The organism is Mahella australiensis 50-1 BON (assembly GCF_000213255.1).
Lineage (GTDB): Bacteria > Bacillota > Clostridia > Mahellales > Mahellaceae > Mahella > Mahella australiensis.
In genome coordinates, this window is the sequence record NC_015520.1 from 2,762,865 (window position 1) to 2,780,382 (window position 17,518).

Sequence of the window (17,518 nt, forward strand, 5' to 3'; positions counted from 1 at the left end):
GTACGATCACTCCAAGCCTTCCACTACCACAGTTATAGATGCATCTACACCGGGAAAAAGCCTCACCTTAGCCTTAAATCTCCCTATATTTTTTATGGGCTCGTCCAATTCCACTTTCTTTTTATCCACCTTAATACCCATTTGTCTCTCCATTTCGTCGGCAATCTCCTTGCTGGTAACCGAACCAAATAGCTTGCCGTTTTCACCGCATTTCACTTTGATGACAAGTTGTTTCTCCTCTATTATCTTGGCCTGTTTTAAAGCGCGCTCCCTTTCTCTTTGCAGCTTTGTATCTTCAGCCTGTTTTTGAGCTCTCACCGCTTTAATAACACCTTCGTCGGCCTGTACGGCTAGCCCGCGAGGTAAAAGATAGTTGCGCGCATAACCATCGCTTACATTTACCACTTCGCCTTTTTTACCTATGGACTTTATATCTTCTTTTAATAATACTTTCATTTTTTTGCGCTATCCTCCTTCAAATACTCTTTTATAGCATTGACGAGCATCTCCTTGGCCTCGTTTATATCCACGCTTGTAAGCTGCGCCCCAGCCATGGTCAAGTGGCCACCACCACCCAATTTCTCCAATATAAGCTGTACGTTTACATCGCCCATTGAACGCCCGCTTATATACACCGCATCGTTTACAGGCATCAATACAAACGAGGTGTGAATACCCTTTATATTTATCAATGTATCTGCTGCTTGCGCTGCTATTATATTGGAACCGTCCAGTTCATCGGGACATACAGATATGGCTATGCCTGGAAACTCTATCTTGGCCTGCGTAACGGCTTTGGCTCGTGCCGTAAAGGTATTGAAGTCATCCTGGAATAACTGCCTGACGGCCGTCGGATCAGCTCCCATACGCCTTAACAGTGATGCTGCCTCAAACGTACGCACGCCTGTCTTAAAAGCAAAGTTTTTGGTATCTACCATGATACCAGCCAAAAGTGCTTTGGCCTCCAAAGGCTCTACCCTTATCTTATCGCTTATATATTGTAGTATCTCGGTTACCATCTCACATGTAGACGAGGCGTAAGGCTCCAGATAAGCCAAAGTAGGGTTTTCTATGCTGTCGGGCGGTCTGCGGTGATGATCTATTACTACTATTTTAGTACCGCTTTCCAATAATTCCGGACACTCAGTATATGATGCCCTCTGTATATCCACCACTATGACCAATGCATCAGCGGATACCATATCAAGGGCTTGTTCGCTGCTTATAAGCATATCAGCATATTCCTCATGTTGCTTTATCTCTTCTAGCAATGTACCTATAGATGGGTTCCCGCGATCCAGTACGATATGGGCTTTTTTGCCGACATTTGCTGCACCTCGCCATATACCTATAGCCGCGCCTATAGAGTCAAAGTCGGCAAGTTCATGGCTCATTATAAGTATTTTTGAAGCCGGCTCCATAAGTCCTCGCAGAGCATGAGCTATCACCCTGGACTTTACTTTCGACGTTTTCTCCACAGTCCTGTTTTTGCCACCATAAAAATAGAATTTCTCGCGGTCTCTGATCACGGCCTGGTCGCCGCCGCGTCCCAGTGCAAGATCTATAGCATTTCTGGCCATCGCCATTTCCTCAGCATAGCTTTCCCCATCTATACCTATGCCTATGCTCAAGGTAGGTGCCAGCCGATTGCTTATAGCTATCTCCCTTATGCTGTCCAATATATCAAAGCGCTTACGTTCCAACTCCTCGAGCTGGCTATGCTCAAATACCAGCATATATTTGTCTCTCTCATATTTGCACCAGGCGCTGTTCAAAGATGCTATCCACTCAGTAATTACTTTATCCACCTCAGCAGCAATAGCCGGACGATTGGCCTCTTCAGCCGAGGCCATGACCTCCTCATAATTATCTACATATACCAGGCCTACCACTGGCTGCTTAGCAGCATAATTCTGCTGAAGCAAGGCATAATCAGTGACATCTATCCAATAAAGCATCAATACCGTTTTATCGCTATCCTCGCGATCACCGCGCTGTGTGACATAGTACATCACATCGTAATGCCTGTCTTTCCACACTACACGGCACACATGCGTTTGCTCATCAACGGTAAGCTTTTTAACATCCAATTCCGGAACATAAAATGAAATGTTTTCGCCCATCAAGCGCAACCCTTTGAACAACTGGCCCATATGCTTATTGTACCATATTACCGTTCCATCCATTTCCATGGTAAGCATGGGTAAAGGCACTGACAATACGGCCTTCTTGGCCGCCCAATTCATATCTTTGGAAAGGCCTTCGATATACTCGCTCCAGCGCATATTGCGTCGGCGGCTGCTATGCCAGTTATATAGAACCAGCAACAGCGTCATAGCCAGAGCTATCACCCCTACCTGCCTGTCATACAGCATCAGTATAAGGCTTAAAGCCAGTATTATGAGCAAGTATATATTCAGTTCTGGGATTTCCAACCATTTATTCCATCTATTTTTCATGAATCCATCCCGCCATTATATCTATTCTTTATATTACGCCTTATATGGAATATCTGTTCCGCAACACCCAGCATGGTAAGCATGAGCTGAAATATAACAAAATTCAGTATCATAAGCGCTGTCCTGGCAACGACACTCATATTGCTCATTATCATTATATAATCCAGCGTTGCCAGTCCCTGTATAGCGAATATGAAATTCAACACACCCATTATAGTAGCAAAAACCATATCGAACCCAGATATACCAAAGAGCATACCTACTAACCCAACCACAGCTATGCTCAGCAATCCCTTTGCAGCATCGTTAGGCAATGCCCATTCATGAAACGGCTGTATATCCGATATATCGGCTCCGTATTTTTTCAACCACCGACCGGCTGCCATCATATTGATAAAGCCTGCACTCAAGGAAAGTATCATGATCATAGACGGCAACATTATCTTAAAAATAGCAGTAACTGCCACAGCCATGTCCTCCGGCGATATCGGCTCACCCTGTTGAGGCCGCAGCATACTGAATATACCAGCGTTCATATCAGTTGTGCTAAACAGTGTTCTTAAGGCTTGCTGAATATAATCGAATATTTCTCGGCCTGTAGCCCATTTCACGGCCTGCACGAGCAGGATGCCGGCTACCGCCACCACCACAGACGAGGCTAATGCAGCATAAAAGGCATCCGATTTGCGCTTGAAAAACCAAGCCAGTATAACGACGGTCGGTATCACCAGCACTGCGAAAACCAGCACCGCTATGACACCACCCGTTAAATATAATACAGCTAAAGCCACGCCTATAGATACTGCGCTCCAAAGCCAGCCACGGCGCACGGTTATCATAATAAACGGCGTAGGGGTAAGCAGCAATACGAAATTAATCAGCGGTGCCATAACTAAGGCACGGCATAACAGCGCCGCTAATGCGCCATAACCTATGACCTCCAGCAAAACGCGGCCGCTTTTATTGTCAGACATAAACGCTCCTTTCAACGTGCAAATCTTATTTGATCTTCTCTTACGACCTAGCCGCAGCAATATAAAACGCTTGCTTTACGGCTAAGCGATTGTCCCTTCCCATACTGGGTAAGATCCTAAATATTTGTAGAAGCTGCTGTTATTTGATATTATTTCCAAACATTCGCGTACTATATCATCCTGGCTATGTCCTATCAGATCGACAAAAAAAAGATACTGCCCCAACATTTTCTTAGCTGGCCTAGACTCTATGCGCGTAAGATTTATACCTTTATCAGCAAATACTTTGAGCGTATGATATAGGCTACCGGGGGTATCCTCCACGCTGAAAATTATAGATGTCTTATTATGCAAACCCGGTTGAGCAAGTTCCTTGCTTAAAACTACGAAACGCGTAGCATTGCCGGGCATATCCTGTATGTCCGATACCAGTATACTAAGTCCCCATCGCTGCGCCGCCGATGGCATCGCGATGGCCGCCCATGGTTTGTCGCTCTCCGCCACCAGCTTGGCAGCGGCTGCAGTACTGTATACGTTATGCACGTTTACATCAGGCATATTACTATGTATAAAATGCTGGCATTGGGCTAACGCTTGCGGATGAGAGAATATATCGGTGATATCGCCCATATCTATTCCTCGACGCACCATAAGGCACTGATGCACCGGCAATACCAGCTCAGCCACTATAAATAAATCTACCTCATGGGCCAGCATATCCATGGTAGCGTTAACCGCGCCTTCTATTGAATTCTCTATAGGTACCAATCCTTCATCCACTTTATCGGAAGCTACCGCCCATATAACATCGGGTATGCTAGCATACTCCACCATCTGTCTGGATTTATGGCGACAATATTCCAAAGCCGCCTGTTGTGTGAATGTACCATCCGGTCCCAAAAAGCCGAGTCTTTTCAATCAATTCCTCTCCTACCTATATCATCATCTCTATACTGATATTATAGCAGTTATCTTCGACTATTTCCAGGTTGTAAATCGGCCTATCAATGAAGAAGCGGCACCTCGCTATGAGATACCGCCTAATGTCAATCCGTGGTGTACGGCAACAGCGCTATGGCGCGCGCCCTCTTTATAGCTATGGTAAGCTGACGCTGATGTTTGGCGCAATTGCCTGTTATACGCCTGGGAATTATCTTGCCGCGCTCGGTAACATATTTTTTCAAACGATTTATATCCTTATAATCTATCTGATAGGCCTTATCGGCACAAAAAGCGCACACCTTTTTGCGCATCCTGCGGTTTCCTCTTCTAGGCCTATTATTTCTTTCCCTTTCTTCGCTCACTTAAAGGTAACACCTCTCTTTCTCTTAAAATGGCAGCTCGTCCTCACTGCCTAAATCATAAAATCCTTCCATATCGCTGCTGTCAACCTCATTGGTACTGGCCGTCTCGCGCACAGCTCCTGTAGCATCAGGCGCTGCAACATTGCCTTGTGCCGGAGCCGAACTCCCTCTATCCAGAAATTGGACTTCATCGGCTACCACCTCGGTCACATAACGGCGCTGACCATCCTGTCCATCATACGAACGCATCTGCAGGCGCCCCGATATCGCCACCAACCGTCCTTTGGCAAGATAATTGGCACATAGCTCGGCCAACTTTCTCCACGTTACTATTGGTATAAAGTCAGCGCCTCTTTGTCCATCTTGACTTGTAAAGTTCCTATCCACCGCTACGGTAAAATTAGTAACGCTGACACCACTGGGTAGATATCTTGTCTCCGGATCCCTGGTCAAACGACCTACCAATATTACCTTATTCAACATATTCGCACACCAGCCTTTTATTTGTCTTCTTTTGATATTATCAAATATCTTATTATATCATCCGTTATCTTGTAGACGCGTTCCAGCTCTGCAGGCAGGTCCGGATTAGCTGCGAATTCCATCAACACATAATAGCCTTCGTTGAAATCCTTTATCTCGTAGGCCAACTTGCGCCTGCCCCATTCATCCACATTGCGCACCTCGCCACCCTGCTCTGAAATGAGGTTTTTAAACCTCTCTATCACAGCCTGTGTGGCCTCAGCATCCAATGTGGGATTGATAACGAACATGGTTTCATATTCCCGCATGGTTCTCACCTCCTCATGGACTAATGGCCCAAAGACATACCTTGGGCAAGGATTCGGTTATTATTATACCATCGATGAATATATATGGCAATAAAAAATTTTAGCTACTTATCGCTGAATGCCTTGAGCAATTCTATAGGCAATGGGAACAATATGGTTGAGTTTTTCTCTACGGCGATTTCGCTAAGGGTCTGCAAGTACCTTAGCTGCAATGCCGCAGGGTCCTTTGATATAACCGACGCTGCGGCCAGCAGCTTTTGGGCTGCCTGATATTCACCGTCGGCAGCGATGATCTTGGCACGGCGCTCGCGTTCAGCCTCGGCCTGCTTAGCCATGGCACGCTTCATGGTATCGGGCAACTCGATGCTTTTTATCTCAACTGTCGTAATCTTTATTCCCCATGGATCAGTGGCTTCATCCAAAAGTTTACGCAATATCTCGTTAAGCTCAGCCCTTTTTGAAAGTATTTCATCCAATTCATGCTGGCCCAGCACAGAGCGCAAAATTGTCTGCCCGAGCAGCGTCGTGCTTTGCGTATAGTTGGCCACCTTGGTTACGGCCAATATGGGGTCGAAAACGTTAAAATACACCACCGCATCAACTAAGACGGGTACATTGTCCTTGGTTATGACCTCTTGCTTGGCGACGTCTATCGTGAATGTGCGCAGGTCTATCTTTACCACGCGATCGATCCCGAACGGAAATATAATGTTAAACCCAGGCTCCACTATTCCCATAAGCCGGCCTAAGCGGAAAAGCACGCCGCGTTGGTATTCTGTTATAATAACGGCCATGCCTGGCAGTATTATGAAAGGCACTATCAATAATATCACCAAGGTTATGAACGGGCCAGTTACCTGATCACCTATAGCGTTAGAGCCGGCATTTATGGCAAGGCATGCGAATATGCCCCATACGACCAGTGCTCCAACCACTATGGCAAACACCGGATATTTCTTCCTGGCCAACGCTAAAACCGCCCACACAAGCCACCATATAGCCTCTACGGCTATTATGATCGATAAAACCATTATCGCGGATCCCATATAGCTCACCTCTCCTCAAAATGTCACCTTAATTATATATCATATTTTGGCAAAAGCAAGTGTTTTTGAAGTATTATCCCTCACTCCATACCTAAGCGCCTTAAATATCGAGTCTTCGGATGATTGATAAACGGAAATTATTATTCTATTTTATAACAAATATGATATAATAACAGTAAAAGAAAGGTGATAATCATGTTGAAAAAAACAGGGACCATTATTGCTATAGCTGCAGTTGCCTTGCTATTGATTGCTTTCTTTGCAATAAATACAGGTTTTGCCGAGAGCATGTGGTCGTATATCGGAGAGCAAGCCGCTTCTATCAGAGAACAAAAAAACGACGCAACGATTGCCACTATAGGTGATGCGCGCATAACGCAAAACGACCTTGATTTGGCCATGCTAATGCGTGAACAGGCATATGAACTTCAAAGCAAAGAGATCGATGAATTGCAAAATATGATGCCCGAACAACCAACCAAGGAAAAAGTGCTTGATTCATTGATAGAAAATGAAATACTTTACCAGGAGGCTGTCAAAAGAGGTTGCAGCGTTTCTCTAGATGAAGCTAAAAAGTATCTCGAGGATAATAAAAAGATCTATGATGAAATATCAAGCGGAAAGCTAACACCTGACAATAAAGATATGGCAATTGAAGCTTGCGAAGTGACGGAAGACTTTGCCAAGGGAATGGGGATGACCATAGAAGAGTATATGGAGTACCTTGCACCTGCAGTTCAAAAAGAATTGTCGATAGCTAAATTAAAGCAGTCAATACTACAGTCAGCTCCCTCTGATGTAAAGAGCGGCCCTCAAAAAGCAGAAGAATACTTTAACAAACAAAAAGAAGAAATTAAAAAAAATTATAATGTTAAATATAACGTCATAGACCCCGCGGCTAAAACCGGAGGCTTGTAAAAGCCCTGCTATCTATTTAGCCCCCTGATAGACTTGGATAAAGTTATTGTATGTGATAATATACAAATAAGCGTTAGAGATCTTATGATTGGAACACTGGAAGCACGTAATAGTAGTTATATTAACGCTAAAGCGGTCGAATTAGAACAAGAATATTTATGCCACGAAAGCCTCTTGGCAATGAGTGCCGACATGTTAGGCTGATGTGCCAGGTACCAGCCATGCTCCAGAGCCCAACTTCTTGCTCAACATGGAGGATGCCGGTGATGCCTGCAAACATGCCGGCGGAGGCTCATTGTCAAAAGGATCGTGGAATAAATACGGGAAATGCTCCATCGACTGCATGTAGTTGATATAAAAACACATGTAATACAGGGCTTACCAGTCACGACCACGAAATTCTTTAAGTATAGAGGCTAAATAATCATGACACAAAAGCAATATAGCGAAGAATTTAAGGAGCAGATAATCAAAGAGTGTAATGATGGTGGCATCTTTACGGACGCGACGAATATATTTTTAGAATTACTATAAAACATCATAGAGGTGATGCAAAATGCGGAAAATAACAGTTTCGTTTTTGATAATCATTGTGTTGCTTTCCACTGGATGTAGCAATGGGCAACGGTATATGAAAGATAACATGAATTATAATATAAACGGCAAAAATCTAAATATAACAATTACATCAATTACTGCTCAGAGTGAAAGTTCAGGATTTGGTGGAAAATCTTTAGGATCAACTATATTATTTGCAGATATAACAAATACTAGCAATAAAATTATTATAATACCATTGGGTTATGCCGTTCCAGATCATGATGAATTAAATTCTAACGACGAACGAAATATATATGATAAAAAGAGTTATATAGCAGATAAGCAAGGTAATAAATATTATTCAGTAGGCCTACAAGGAGATCCTATTTTAGGAAAAGTCGCCAAGCTTGAGCCTAAAAGCGGATCAGATATAAATATGGCTTATATATATCTACCGCCCGGTAAAACCTTGCATAATGGACTTATGTATTCCCCCATAAAACCATTGCCTAGAACTGGTGATATTATAAAATGGCATATTACTGTGTATGATGAATCCCTAGCTAATGAACTAGAAGTTATTGACAAAGATATTACATTGCCATAACGTACTATTTTCAAATTTCAAATAGCGATCTTAGTATAGCTCGAATTTAGGTATTCTAATATTTTGAGTGACTTTCGCTATTATGAAAGTATAAAAAGCATATCCTGAGTATATCCAAGGGTAAGTTGCTAAGGTCCTTTAGTGCCAAGCATCTAATCTGTTTATTTATCCTTATAATGGCGTCCTAAGGGCATAAATTTCAATAGTGCTATCGCGTAAGCGATAGACTATTCTATTGACATCGTCTTATAAATACATAAAAAAGCTTGATATCACGCTGAATAAAGAGAGTAACACAGCTCTAATAGATGAATCTGCTAGACAAGGCGGTTAAGCACACAGAGCTTAACCGCCTTGTCTAGAAAAGATGCTAATCAATACAGTCTTTAATCATTGCTATAGCTGAATCCAGACTATCTGCCGTCTTTGCAGAAGTCGCAGTATAACCAAATAAAGAATACTCGTTAGCTGAATAGAGCGTAGTACCATTCCTAACTTTGATAATACCCTGTGCTGGATTTACTGGTGAATACGGAGAATCATCATACTCACATAGGAACATCAACTGTTCTGTATCCTTAGATAAATAACCGTTCATTTCGTGTAGTGTTGCCTCAGGCTTGGCTTTATAATCTCCTAATTGCTTGATAGTAATTATCTCGCCAATGTTCACATTCCCTTTAACTACTTCAACAACCTTTACAGTTGAGATAGTATATGGAGTTGTTTCCTTGTTAGTTTTATTGGGAGTTCTATCAACCATAAGGTCCTGAACATCTTTGGCTGAAACGACTTCACCAACAATAATAACATCGGCAGCATTTGTAATACTCTTAACATCGGGATAATATGGATAGTCTCCGTGAATCATTGGTTTTGGGAAAAAATTCACGGCAATCACAATAATCAATGCAAGAGAAATTAAAATCAAGATAGAAATAGTTATAACATGTTTTTTGGCAGTTGTCATATTAAACACCTCCTATCAGTTACCATACACATTGTTCACACCAGCAATATCATCACTTGTCGGCCATGTCAAATAGTTTCTGTTACAGTCGTAATTCATAATAGAAGAATTTCCAGAAGAAGGATTATCACCCAAGCAAAAAGCGTGACCAAGTTCATGAACCAAAACGCTACTTCTAAATGTATCAGATTCGCTAACCAGAGTATTTCTATTTAATTCGATCTTAAACTTACCAGCGCGCCCCCAAAAAACATATTGAAGATTCTGAGGAGTATACAATCCGTACCATGTATCATCCCACTGTCCATCTATACAATAACTGTGGCCAGATCCAGGAACCTGAGTTATTTCGACGGGAGTATTAGTATTGTTCCATTTGGTTATACAAGACGAAAAAATGCTATAGCTAAGTCGATTTTCGACTTCTACTTCAGGGTTAAGCAGACCACCTCCATAGTAAATATACTATGCCGCAAATGCTACGGTTGTAAACAATGAAGTAATAAAGACATTGATAAGTATAAGCATAATCGCTTTTGTTGCAGATCGTTTCATCGTATTTATACCTCCTAGTACAATATAGTTGTAGTGCTCTATTTCGTTTTTCCATTTCGCCGACTGAAGTTTTATTAGTTTACTCCTTGTCTACTATCAACCTTGAGCGTCAATAACTCATTCAAGGGAATCACCCCCACTTCTTTTGGTTCCTATGATTAGTATACACCGCATATCTTATAAACGCAAGCATTTCCATGGGAAATTTTACTTTCTGATATCATTGTTTGGTGCCTGTTTAAGTATCCCATAGGTTTGATAACTTATTAGCCTCTGGCTCATGTGTTTCTGTATATAGTTACCATAATCTTCTTCAAAAAAGTTACATGAGTTCCCGTTTCTCAAGAGCATTGTATGATCGATATATTTTTGTTATAATTATTAAAGAATTTGCAATAAGGGTGTGAATCGCGGGCAAATGACTAAAGAAGCTGTTATATTTGATGGGGTCGAGAAATACTTCGGTTCACTTTGTGCCTTAAAAAGTATCAGTTTCGCAGTTCCTCAAAATACAATAACCGGACTTATTGGAGCCAACGGTTCGGGCAAAACAACTACCATAAAATGTTTGCTGAATTATTATGATGATTATTCCGGAAAAATAACGGTACTGGGTGCTGACGCCAAAACAATATCACAAGATAAAAACATAATATCGTATATACCTGACCAACCCGTTTATTATGAAGAACTCACAGTAATAGAACATTTGCAATTTATCAGCAGCATATATGATACCAAGAATAAAGTTGACGAAATAATTAAAGACTTTGAACTCGAGAGCCATTTACAAAAGTTCCCCCACGAATTATCGAAAGGCACTTTGCAAAAGCTTTTGATATCCTGCGCATTGCTGAGAAAATTTGATTTATTGGTGGCTGATGAGCCATTTCAAGGATTGGACCCCAAACAGATTTATAAGTTACGAGAAAAAATTGCAGAGTTGAGAAAAGGGGGTAAGACAATAATTCTGTCAACTCATTTATTAAAATTAATCGAGAAAATTTGCGATTATAAGGAATTGTTAATCAGCAAAAGCAAAGAAGGCTTATATCTGCCTTACAGCAAGGCTTCGATAATCAAATCATTCGTTGTTTTGGGTATACCTATTCAAATCATCGAGGCCTTTTTTGTAGGGATTATATTAAGCAGGCCGTTGCTTATCATATTGCTCGCTACGCTATTATACACAGGTTTGCTCATAATCTCCATGTATATCGAAAAAGATAGAAAAGTAGGCGCAAGAACGCTTGTATTAAATGCATTGATTTTGGCTGCAACATATATTTTAGTAGGATAAGAGCAAAAGATATTGCCATAATTCTATGAACCAAAATCCCTCTCTTTCGTCTTATATTTTAGAAAGATGAAATCACGGGAGGATATTCGATGGAAATACATCTTGACAACGTTACCAAGGTATATCGCAGGGGTGCAAAGGCTCTGGACGGCGTGACGCTGGATATACAAAGCGGCGTATTCGGCCTGCTCGGGCCGAACGGGGCCGGCAAGAGCACCATGATGAAGATGATAGCCACGCTGGTAGTACCCACATCGGGGCACATAAGCGTGGATAACTACACGCTCCCGGCACAGCAAAACGAGGTGCGGCGCATGTTGGGATACCTGCCACAGGAATACGGCCTGTTCAACAATCTTACGGCATATGAGCTAATGGATTACATAGCTCTGATGAAAGGCATCGGAAACGACAAGCAGCGCAGGGACGATATAAACCGGTTGCTTGACTGGGTGGGCCTAAACGATGTGATACACCACCGCGTAGGCTCATTCTCCGGCGGCATGAAGCAGCGGCTGGCCATAGCCCAGGCGCTTCTCGGCAGCCCGAGGCTGCTGATATTGGATGAACCGACCGCCGGGCTGGACCCTGAGGAACGCCTGCGCTTCCGTAATCTGATAAACCGCATAAGCGTCGACCGCATCGTTATATTGTCCACTCACATCGTATCCGACGTAGCCGCCGGCTGCCAGCGCTTGGTTGTATTAAACCACGGGCGCATAATGCTGGAGGGCGAGCTGGATGCGTTGAAGCGCTGCGCCGACGGCATAACGTGGGAAGCACAAGTCGATCCGGGCATCGACACAGAGCATCTGCCCGGTGCCGTCATGGTATCGTCGCAGCGCAGGGACGGCAGTCTCTATTTGCGCTTTCTGGCCAAAGAGCCGTCGATTTCCGGTGCGGTGCCGGCATCGCCCGACCTCGAGGACGGCTATATGGCCCTTATATCGGGCATGAGAGCGGGTGCGGCATCATGATAAAGCACGTTGCTTCATACCAGTGGCTGCGCACGCGTCGCTGGTGGCTGTGCCCGGCCGTCATAGCCGTCTGCGCCTTAATGGGCATATTTTCAATCATGAGCGCGCGGTCGCAGGACGCTACGACCGGCATGGACTTTATATACGAATCCACGACATTTCTTACCGTAGCCATGTTCATAATATCGGCGGCCGCCGCCCTGGCCATAAACCGCGAGGCCGACGAGGACAGCGCCGACATACTGTGGGCGCTGCCGGTAGACAATGCTTCTATGATATTCGGCAAATTCATGGGCATATTCCCGCTGGTGCTGGCATCCGCGGCGGCTTACTGGCTGCCGCATGCCGTGATGATAACGGTCAAGTGGGCCGGCAGCGGCTTGTCTATATGGTACTTGGCAGGTGAGCTCGGTTTTGCGGCGCTGTTGCAGGGCGCCGGTATGGTATCGGCAGCGGCGGCTGGCGCTGCCCTCGGTCTCATACTGCGCGGCTTCTGGCTATATGGTACTGTAATAGCCTTATGGATGGGCGCATTCGCATCCACCATAACCAGCATATGGCCTCTATATGAAAGCGCTCCTCAGGAACACATATATAAAATAATGTTTCGTCAGCTCATAGACTGGATATTAAACGGACCTATGATGATGCCAAATCAGATGCCGAGGGATTTATACACCACCGTCCTGTATCCTGGCATACTTTGGCAGCGCGTATTCTATATAGCACTGGCGCTGTTTATCGCCGCGCTGGCCGCCGTATTGATACGAAGGCGCAGGGCGGCCGGACGAGCAAAGATGGTTTTGCGCACCACCTTGTCCGTCAGCCTGGCACTGGTAATATGCTCTGCGGCAGTCTTTTTCTATGAGCAGGGTTATGGATATAGAAAATACCGGGATGAAATGGCCTTTTACGATGAATACTACGGCCATTTCTACAGCAATAAACAGCCTTCGGCCAATGCTGTAGAGCTGCCCTCTGCGGACTACCTTGCCGAGATGCCGCTCTATATAGACAGCTATGACCTGGATGTCGATGTGACCAAGCCACCTGTGCTATCGGTAAAGGCCGCTCTCAACCTGCGCAATGTAGGCGATGACACCATGGAAAACCCACTCATCACGCTATGGCACGGCTTTAACGTCACATCTGCGTCGGCTGATGGCAAAAAGCTGACCGCTAAGCGGGTCGGCGACGGTGTTTACTTGGAGGGATTATCTCTCAATGCCGGCGCATCGGCGCACATAGACATGGAATACACAGGCAGCGCCGAGTGGTGGGGCATATATTACTTACACCCGCGCCTCAACGCCTTTACCGATAAATACGGCTTCATACTGCCTGCCGATTACGGCTGGTACCCGCTGACCGTTCCTTTGCCGCTTATGAAAACCACTGATTCTGGCGGTTTTTCCGAAAACGGCTGGGGTGTATCACTGACAGGCGTAAGCCAGATAGTGCCGCTCGGCTTAACAAACGAGATGGACGAAAAATCACCTGCCACAAACGGCAACATAGACCCATGGCAGCGCCAGTCCTATTTCACCGTAACGGTGCACAAGGACAATGCCTCGCCGGTCGTATCCAGCATAGGCGAGGCTCAGAATCCATGCGAGAAGGACGTGCGCATAGCGGGCAAGGGGCATTACCTGACACTGATATGCTGGCCGCTGGAGAGGGTGGACGTGGATGGCAGCGCTTTATACAGGCCGCCCGAATATAAAGGCGACGAGGGTAAATATCCCGTAACGGTCATGAACGACACATGGAAATGGTTTGGCATATCTGGCAGGAAGGCTGTGGGCGTAATAATGCCGCCGTTCAACGGCGATCGTTATATGCCTGAGCTTGTCGACGGAGCGCAGGGCTTTTACATGGCGGCAAGGGAGGCGATGGGCTATGAGCAGGACTTTTTCTATGGCGTGATGACGGGCAGGGCACAAAATGGCGGTTCGGGCGAGTATATACTATACGCCATATATCCGGAGTGGAGAAAGTGGAAATACACCGGCTCATATGACGTTGAAGATATCAAGGGCTATATAGAGGATATAGACGGCTTCTCGATATCGGATGCCGATAAAATAATGAAATGGTTTGCGAGCCATGACGATGCCGCCGCCCAAGCTACTTTACACGAATTGTATATGAAGGCGCAAAAGCAGCCGCTTAGCGTAGAGGATATAAAGGAGGCCTTCGGTTTATGATAAAGCGCATTCACGCTCAGGGCATACTACTAAGGCACGGCATCGCGGCGGCTGCAGCCTTTGGCCTGCTATGCGCCGTTATCCTGGCAAATTACGATTCGCTTTTCGGTAACCCCCCCGATGGAGGTACATTATACGCTATGGTTGAACAGTTTTTGCCACTCACTGCCGTTATTCTGTCCTCCTCGGTATGGAGCGATGTCGAGGGCAGGCGGCCCATGCTGTTCATGTCGCTGCCGTTTAACAGGGCGGAGGTGGTCTGCTACCGCATACTGTGGCCCGTCGCGGCGTTCATCGTCATAAGCACGGCCGTTATAGCATATGCCGGTACATATGTGGTAAAATTAGATATGAGCGCATGTGAGATGATAGCCTATAGTCTGCCGGTACCGTTGGTGCTTACGGCTATGGCCTCCTTTGCTGCTGTGCTGGCTAAAAGCGCCATGGCCGGCCAGGGCGCGACCTTCGCATGGTGGTTTATAGACACGATGGTCGGTCGACCGGTGATAAAGGAAATCTATCTTTTCGCTGCCACAAACCCGCCCGATGGCTTCAATATAGCTATAAACCGGTGGACGCTGGTGATTATATCGTTAGCGCTGGGAGTGGCTGCAGCACGGTTGTACGACAGCAGCGAAAGACTGATAGGAGAAACGTAATGGATTTGAACGACGAACAGCTTGCGGCGGCGGCGAGCCGCGGTGACAAGGCCGCTATGGAAGTGTTGATATACAGATATCACGATAGCATATACAGGTATATATACCGGCTTACTGCTTCGGAAAGCGCGGCGCAGGACCTGGCGCAGGAGACCTTTCTGCACGCTATACAGGCGCTGCATAACGGCAGGCCGCCGCGCAGCTTCAGGCCGTGGCTGTACAGCATAGCGTCCAACCTGTGCCGCGACATGTGGAGGAGCGGCCATTACCTGCATGAGAAGGCCTGCGATATGAGCGATATGGATGTGCCATGCGATAGCGATGGCGGCATCGTGGATTTGCTGGAGCGACAGCAATTGCGAATGCGGGTCATAGAAGCCGTCACGTCGCTTCCCATGGATGTACGCCAGCCGGTGGTACTGCATTTTTACGAGGATATGAAGGTAAAGGACATAGCCGCGGTCATGGACATACCCGAAGGTACGGTAAAATCTAGGCTGCACAGGGCCTATAAGCTGCTCAAGGGGCGTTTAAGCAATGATGAAGGGAGTGCTGATGATGAGCGAGCGTAACAGAAATATTGAAAATGCCATATGCGACGATGCCGGGCTGAACAAAGACGAGGCGGCATATATAAAGGATTGCCTGAATGCATATACAGCGCCCGGTCTGCCCGAGGGCAGCACCGCAAACCTGGCCGCCGCGATAGGGCAGCATATGGACGAGCTGTATGGCGCTCCGCACAAGCGCGTGAGCATAGGCGATATATTGAGCGCGGCGGCCGCACAGATGCGCTTTTACAACGTGTATATATGGATAGCGGCGCTGGTCGTCCTTCTGGTAGGCGCCGTATGGACATACGATACGGCAGACATAATAAACGTAAATATAATGGTGGCCATGGTGCCGTGGCTGGGCAGCGGCCTAACGCTGTACGCCATGTACCAGCGCAGAGGAGTGTGGGGCGAGCTGGAGCGTATAAGTACGGTATCGTCGGAAGTGGCCGTCATGGGACGCTGGGTCATAGCCATAGGACTGGATGCCGCTGCGGCGTTGGTCGCCACACTGCTATCAGTGGCCATGGGCTGGGAGAGCAGCTTTGCCGCCCTCACGCTGAGCTGGCTGATACCGCTTCTTGTGTCGGCGGCGCTTTCGCTGGCAGTAACGCTGCGTTTTGGCATATCGGCGGCCCTCATAACCTCCATAATGATGTGGTCTGTGCAGTTGGCTGTCGGACCACACCTCAAAGCATTTTATCTGATAGCCTCGCCTGGCGATGCATACTGGACAGCCAGCCGGTGGATAGGCCTCATACTGGCCGCAGCCCTCACGGCATGGTCATGTTTCATGCTGCGCCGCGCCGATAGGGAGGATACGCCATCATGCGAGTAGCGCTGGACGTGCGAAAGGATAACGCCGAATGCCCTCCCATGCACATAACAGCCTGCTTCGGCCCCGGCGTAACCGCTGTGGTAGGCCCCAACGGCGCTGGCAAAACCACTCTGCTGCGCATGATGGCCGGGCTTATCCTACCCGACCGCGGCAGCTATACGGCGGATGGACGCCAGTTTTACCGTTACCTGCCGGGTAGCGATGCCGTCGCCGGCATAGACCCTGTCAGCCGCATGGCGCTGGCAAAACAGCTCGGCTACGTGCCGCAGTCCGGTATAATACACGTATCTATGAGGGTGAAAGACGCGTTGGAATACCTTGCCTGCATGCGCGGAAAGGCATCGCGTCGGCGCGTAGGCCATATAATGAAGCAATGGCACCTTGAGGAGGTGGCGCATATGAGGCTGGACAACCTTTCGCCCGGCCAGCGCCGCCGCTTTCTGGTGGCCCAGAGCCTTTTGACCGATCCGTCGCTGTGGCTGCTGGACGAGCCTACAGCCGGTCTGGCTCCCGAAGAGCGGCAGGCCGTGCTCAGAGCCATAGCATCGCGCCCAAACTGCACTACCGTCATAGCCACCCACATACTGGAGGACGCTGCCGCCGTAGCCGACCGCGTGCTTATCATGCGCAGTGGTTGTATTATATGGTATGGCCGGCTGCAGGATATGTACGACGCTGCCTGTTGCCCGTCATCGGCTGCCGCCACAGCGCTGGAGCAGGCGTATATAAACATAATGCACCGCAATAACCGATAAAATAGTAAATTTTAATGGCCTAACATAGCGGACGATTCGGCGGACGAGGAAACTATAAGGCTTG

General features: G+C 46.5%; 18 protein-coding genes. 9 read left to right on the forward strand and 9 right to left on the reverse strand.

The features are described 5' to 3' along the window. Positions 1 to 6 precede the first annotated feature (6 nt). The 8 genes from rplI to MAHAU_RS13055 all read right to left on the reverse strand — a co-directional run bounded on the left by rplI (position 7) and on the right by MAHAU_RS13055 (position 6,574). Positions 7 to 456, reverse strand: coding sequence for a 50S ribosomal protein L9 (rplI, locus tag MAHAU_RS13020; protein ID WP_013782184.1), 450 nt, complete (start codon positions 454 to 456; stop codon positions 7 to 9). Continuing rightward, entirely contained in the window at positions 453 to 2,459 is a 2,007-nt protein-coding gene (locus MAHAU_RS13025; RefSeq protein WP_013782185.1) for a DHH family phosphoesterase, read from the reverse strand. Before MAHAU_RS13025 ends, rplI begins: the two co-directional genes overlap by 4 nt. Continuing rightward, positions 2,456 to 3,433 carry a YybS family protein gene (locus MAHAU_RS13030; RefSeq protein ID WP_013782186.1) on the reverse strand — a complete coding sequence of 326 codons (978 nt, stop codon included), beginning with the start codon at positions 3,431 to 3,433 and terminating at the stop codon, positions 2,456 to 2,458. The genes MAHAU_RS13025 and MAHAU_RS13030 overlap by 4 nt, the downstream gene beginning before the upstream one ends. An 81-nt stretch (positions 3,434 to 3,514) precedes the next feature. After that, the gene (pheA, locus tag MAHAU_RS13035; protein WP_013782187.1) at positions 3,515 to 4,351 is read right to left on the reverse strand and encodes a prephenate dehydratase; all 837 of its coding nucleotides are present in this window, start codon (positions 4,349 to 4,351) and stop codon (positions 3,515 to 3,517) included. A 128-nt stretch (positions 4,352 to 4,479) separates the two neighbouring features. Then, a complete protein-coding gene (gene rpsR / locus MAHAU_RS13040; RefSeq protein WP_041644160.1) occupies positions 4,480 to 4,686 on the reverse strand; it encodes a 30S ribosomal protein S18 in 207 nt (68 codons plus the stop codon). A 75-nt stretch (positions 4,687 to 4,761) separates the two neighbouring features. Further along, positions 4,762 to 5,220: a single-stranded DNA-binding protein gene (locus tag MAHAU_RS13045; protein ID WP_013782189.1), complete on the reverse strand. Its 459-nt coding sequence runs from the start codon at positions 5,218 to 5,220 to the stop codon at positions 4,762 to 4,764. A 17-nt stretch (positions 5,221 to 5,237) separates the two neighbouring features. Then, positions 5,238 to 5,528, reverse strand: a complete 291-nt coding sequence (gene rpsF, locus MAHAU_RS13050; protein WP_013782190.1) for a 30S ribosomal protein S6 — start codon at positions 5,526 to 5,528, stop codon at positions 5,238 to 5,240. 104 nt (positions 5,529 to 5,632) lie between these two features. Continuing rightward, positions 5,633 to 6,574, reverse strand: a complete 942-nt coding sequence (locus MAHAU_RS13055) for a slipin family protein (protein WP_013782191.1) — start codon at positions 6,572 to 6,574, stop codon at positions 5,633 to 5,635. Between the two features lie 195 nt (positions 6,575 to 6,769). Between MAHAU_RS13055 and MAHAU_RS13060 the strand changes: the two genes are divergently transcribed. Together MAHAU_RS13060 and MAHAU_RS13065 are read left to right on the forward strand one after the other, a co-directional pair. Then, on the forward strand, positions 6,770 to 7,492 hold the full coding sequence (locus tag MAHAU_RS13060) for a SurA N-terminal domain-containing protein (protein WP_013782192.1): 723 nt from the start codon (positions 6,770 to 6,772) through the stop codon (positions 7,490 to 7,492). 631 nt (positions 7,493 to 8,123) lie between these two features. After that, positions 8,124 to 8,639 (forward strand): hypothetical protein, encoded by a 516-nt coding sequence (locus MAHAU_RS13065; RefSeq protein WP_148258433.1) that lies wholly within the window; start codon positions 8,124 to 8,126, stop codon positions 8,637 to 8,639. 370 nt (positions 8,640 to 9,009) lie between these two features. Here the strand turns inward: MAHAU_RS13065 and MAHAU_RS13070 are convergent, their stop codons facing one another. Then, on the reverse strand, positions 9,010 to 9,609 hold the full coding sequence (locus MAHAU_RS13070) for a hypothetical protein (RefSeq protein ID WP_013782195.1): 600 nt from the start codon (positions 9,607 to 9,609) through the stop codon (positions 9,010 to 9,012). Positions 9,610 to 10,582: 973 nt separating this feature from the next. On the opposite strand from MAHAU_RS13070, the gene MAHAU_RS13075 reads away from it, so the two are divergent. The 7 genes from MAHAU_RS13075 to MAHAU_RS13105 all read left to right on the forward strand — a co-directional run bounded on the left by MAHAU_RS13075 (position 10,583) and on the right by MAHAU_RS13105 (position 17,454). Then, positions 10,583 to 11,464 (forward strand): ABC transporter ATP-binding protein, encoded by an 882-nt coding sequence (locus tag MAHAU_RS13075; RefSeq protein WP_013782196.1) that lies wholly within the window; start codon positions 10,583 to 10,585, stop codon positions 11,462 to 11,464. An 89-nt stretch (positions 11,465 to 11,553) separates the two neighbouring features. Further along, positions 11,554 to 12,441 carry an ABC transporter ATP-binding protein gene (locus MAHAU_RS13080; protein WP_013782197.1) on the forward strand — a complete coding sequence of 296 codons (888 nt, stop codon included), beginning with the start codon at positions 11,554 to 11,556 and terminating at the stop codon, positions 12,439 to 12,441. Next, positions 12,438 to 14,648, forward strand: coding sequence for an ABC transporter permease (locus MAHAU_RS13085; protein WP_013782198.1), 2,211 nt, complete (start codon positions 12,438 to 12,440; stop codon positions 14,646 to 14,648). The genes MAHAU_RS13080 and MAHAU_RS13085 overlap by 4 nt, the downstream gene beginning before the upstream one ends. Continuing rightward, a complete protein-coding gene (locus MAHAU_RS15795) occupies positions 14,645 to 15,307 on the forward strand; it encodes a hypothetical protein (protein WP_013782199.1) in 663 nt (220 codons plus the stop codon). Before MAHAU_RS13085 ends, MAHAU_RS15795 begins: the two co-directional genes overlap by 4 nt. Continuing rightward, the gene (locus MAHAU_RS13095) at positions 15,307 to 15,879 is read left to right on the forward strand and encodes an RNA polymerase sigma factor (protein WP_013782200.1); all 573 of its coding nucleotides are present in this window, start codon (positions 15,307 to 15,309) and stop codon (positions 15,877 to 15,879) included. Before MAHAU_RS15795 ends, MAHAU_RS13095 begins: the two co-directional genes overlap by 1 nt. Further along, positions 15,845 to 16,699 carry a hypothetical protein gene (locus tag MAHAU_RS13100; RefSeq protein ID WP_148258434.1) on the forward strand — a complete coding sequence of 285 codons (855 nt, stop codon included), beginning with the start codon at positions 15,845 to 15,847 and terminating at the stop codon, positions 16,697 to 16,699. The genes MAHAU_RS13095 and MAHAU_RS13100 overlap by 35 nt, the downstream gene beginning before the upstream one ends. Then, positions 16,690 to 17,454, forward strand: coding sequence for an ABC transporter ATP-binding protein (locus MAHAU_RS13105; protein ID WP_013782202.1), 765 nt, complete (start codon positions 16,690 to 16,692; stop codon positions 17,452 to 17,454). The genes MAHAU_RS13100 and MAHAU_RS13105 overlap by 10 nt, the downstream gene beginning before the upstream one ends. Positions 17,455 to 17,518 lie beyond the last annotated feature (64 nt).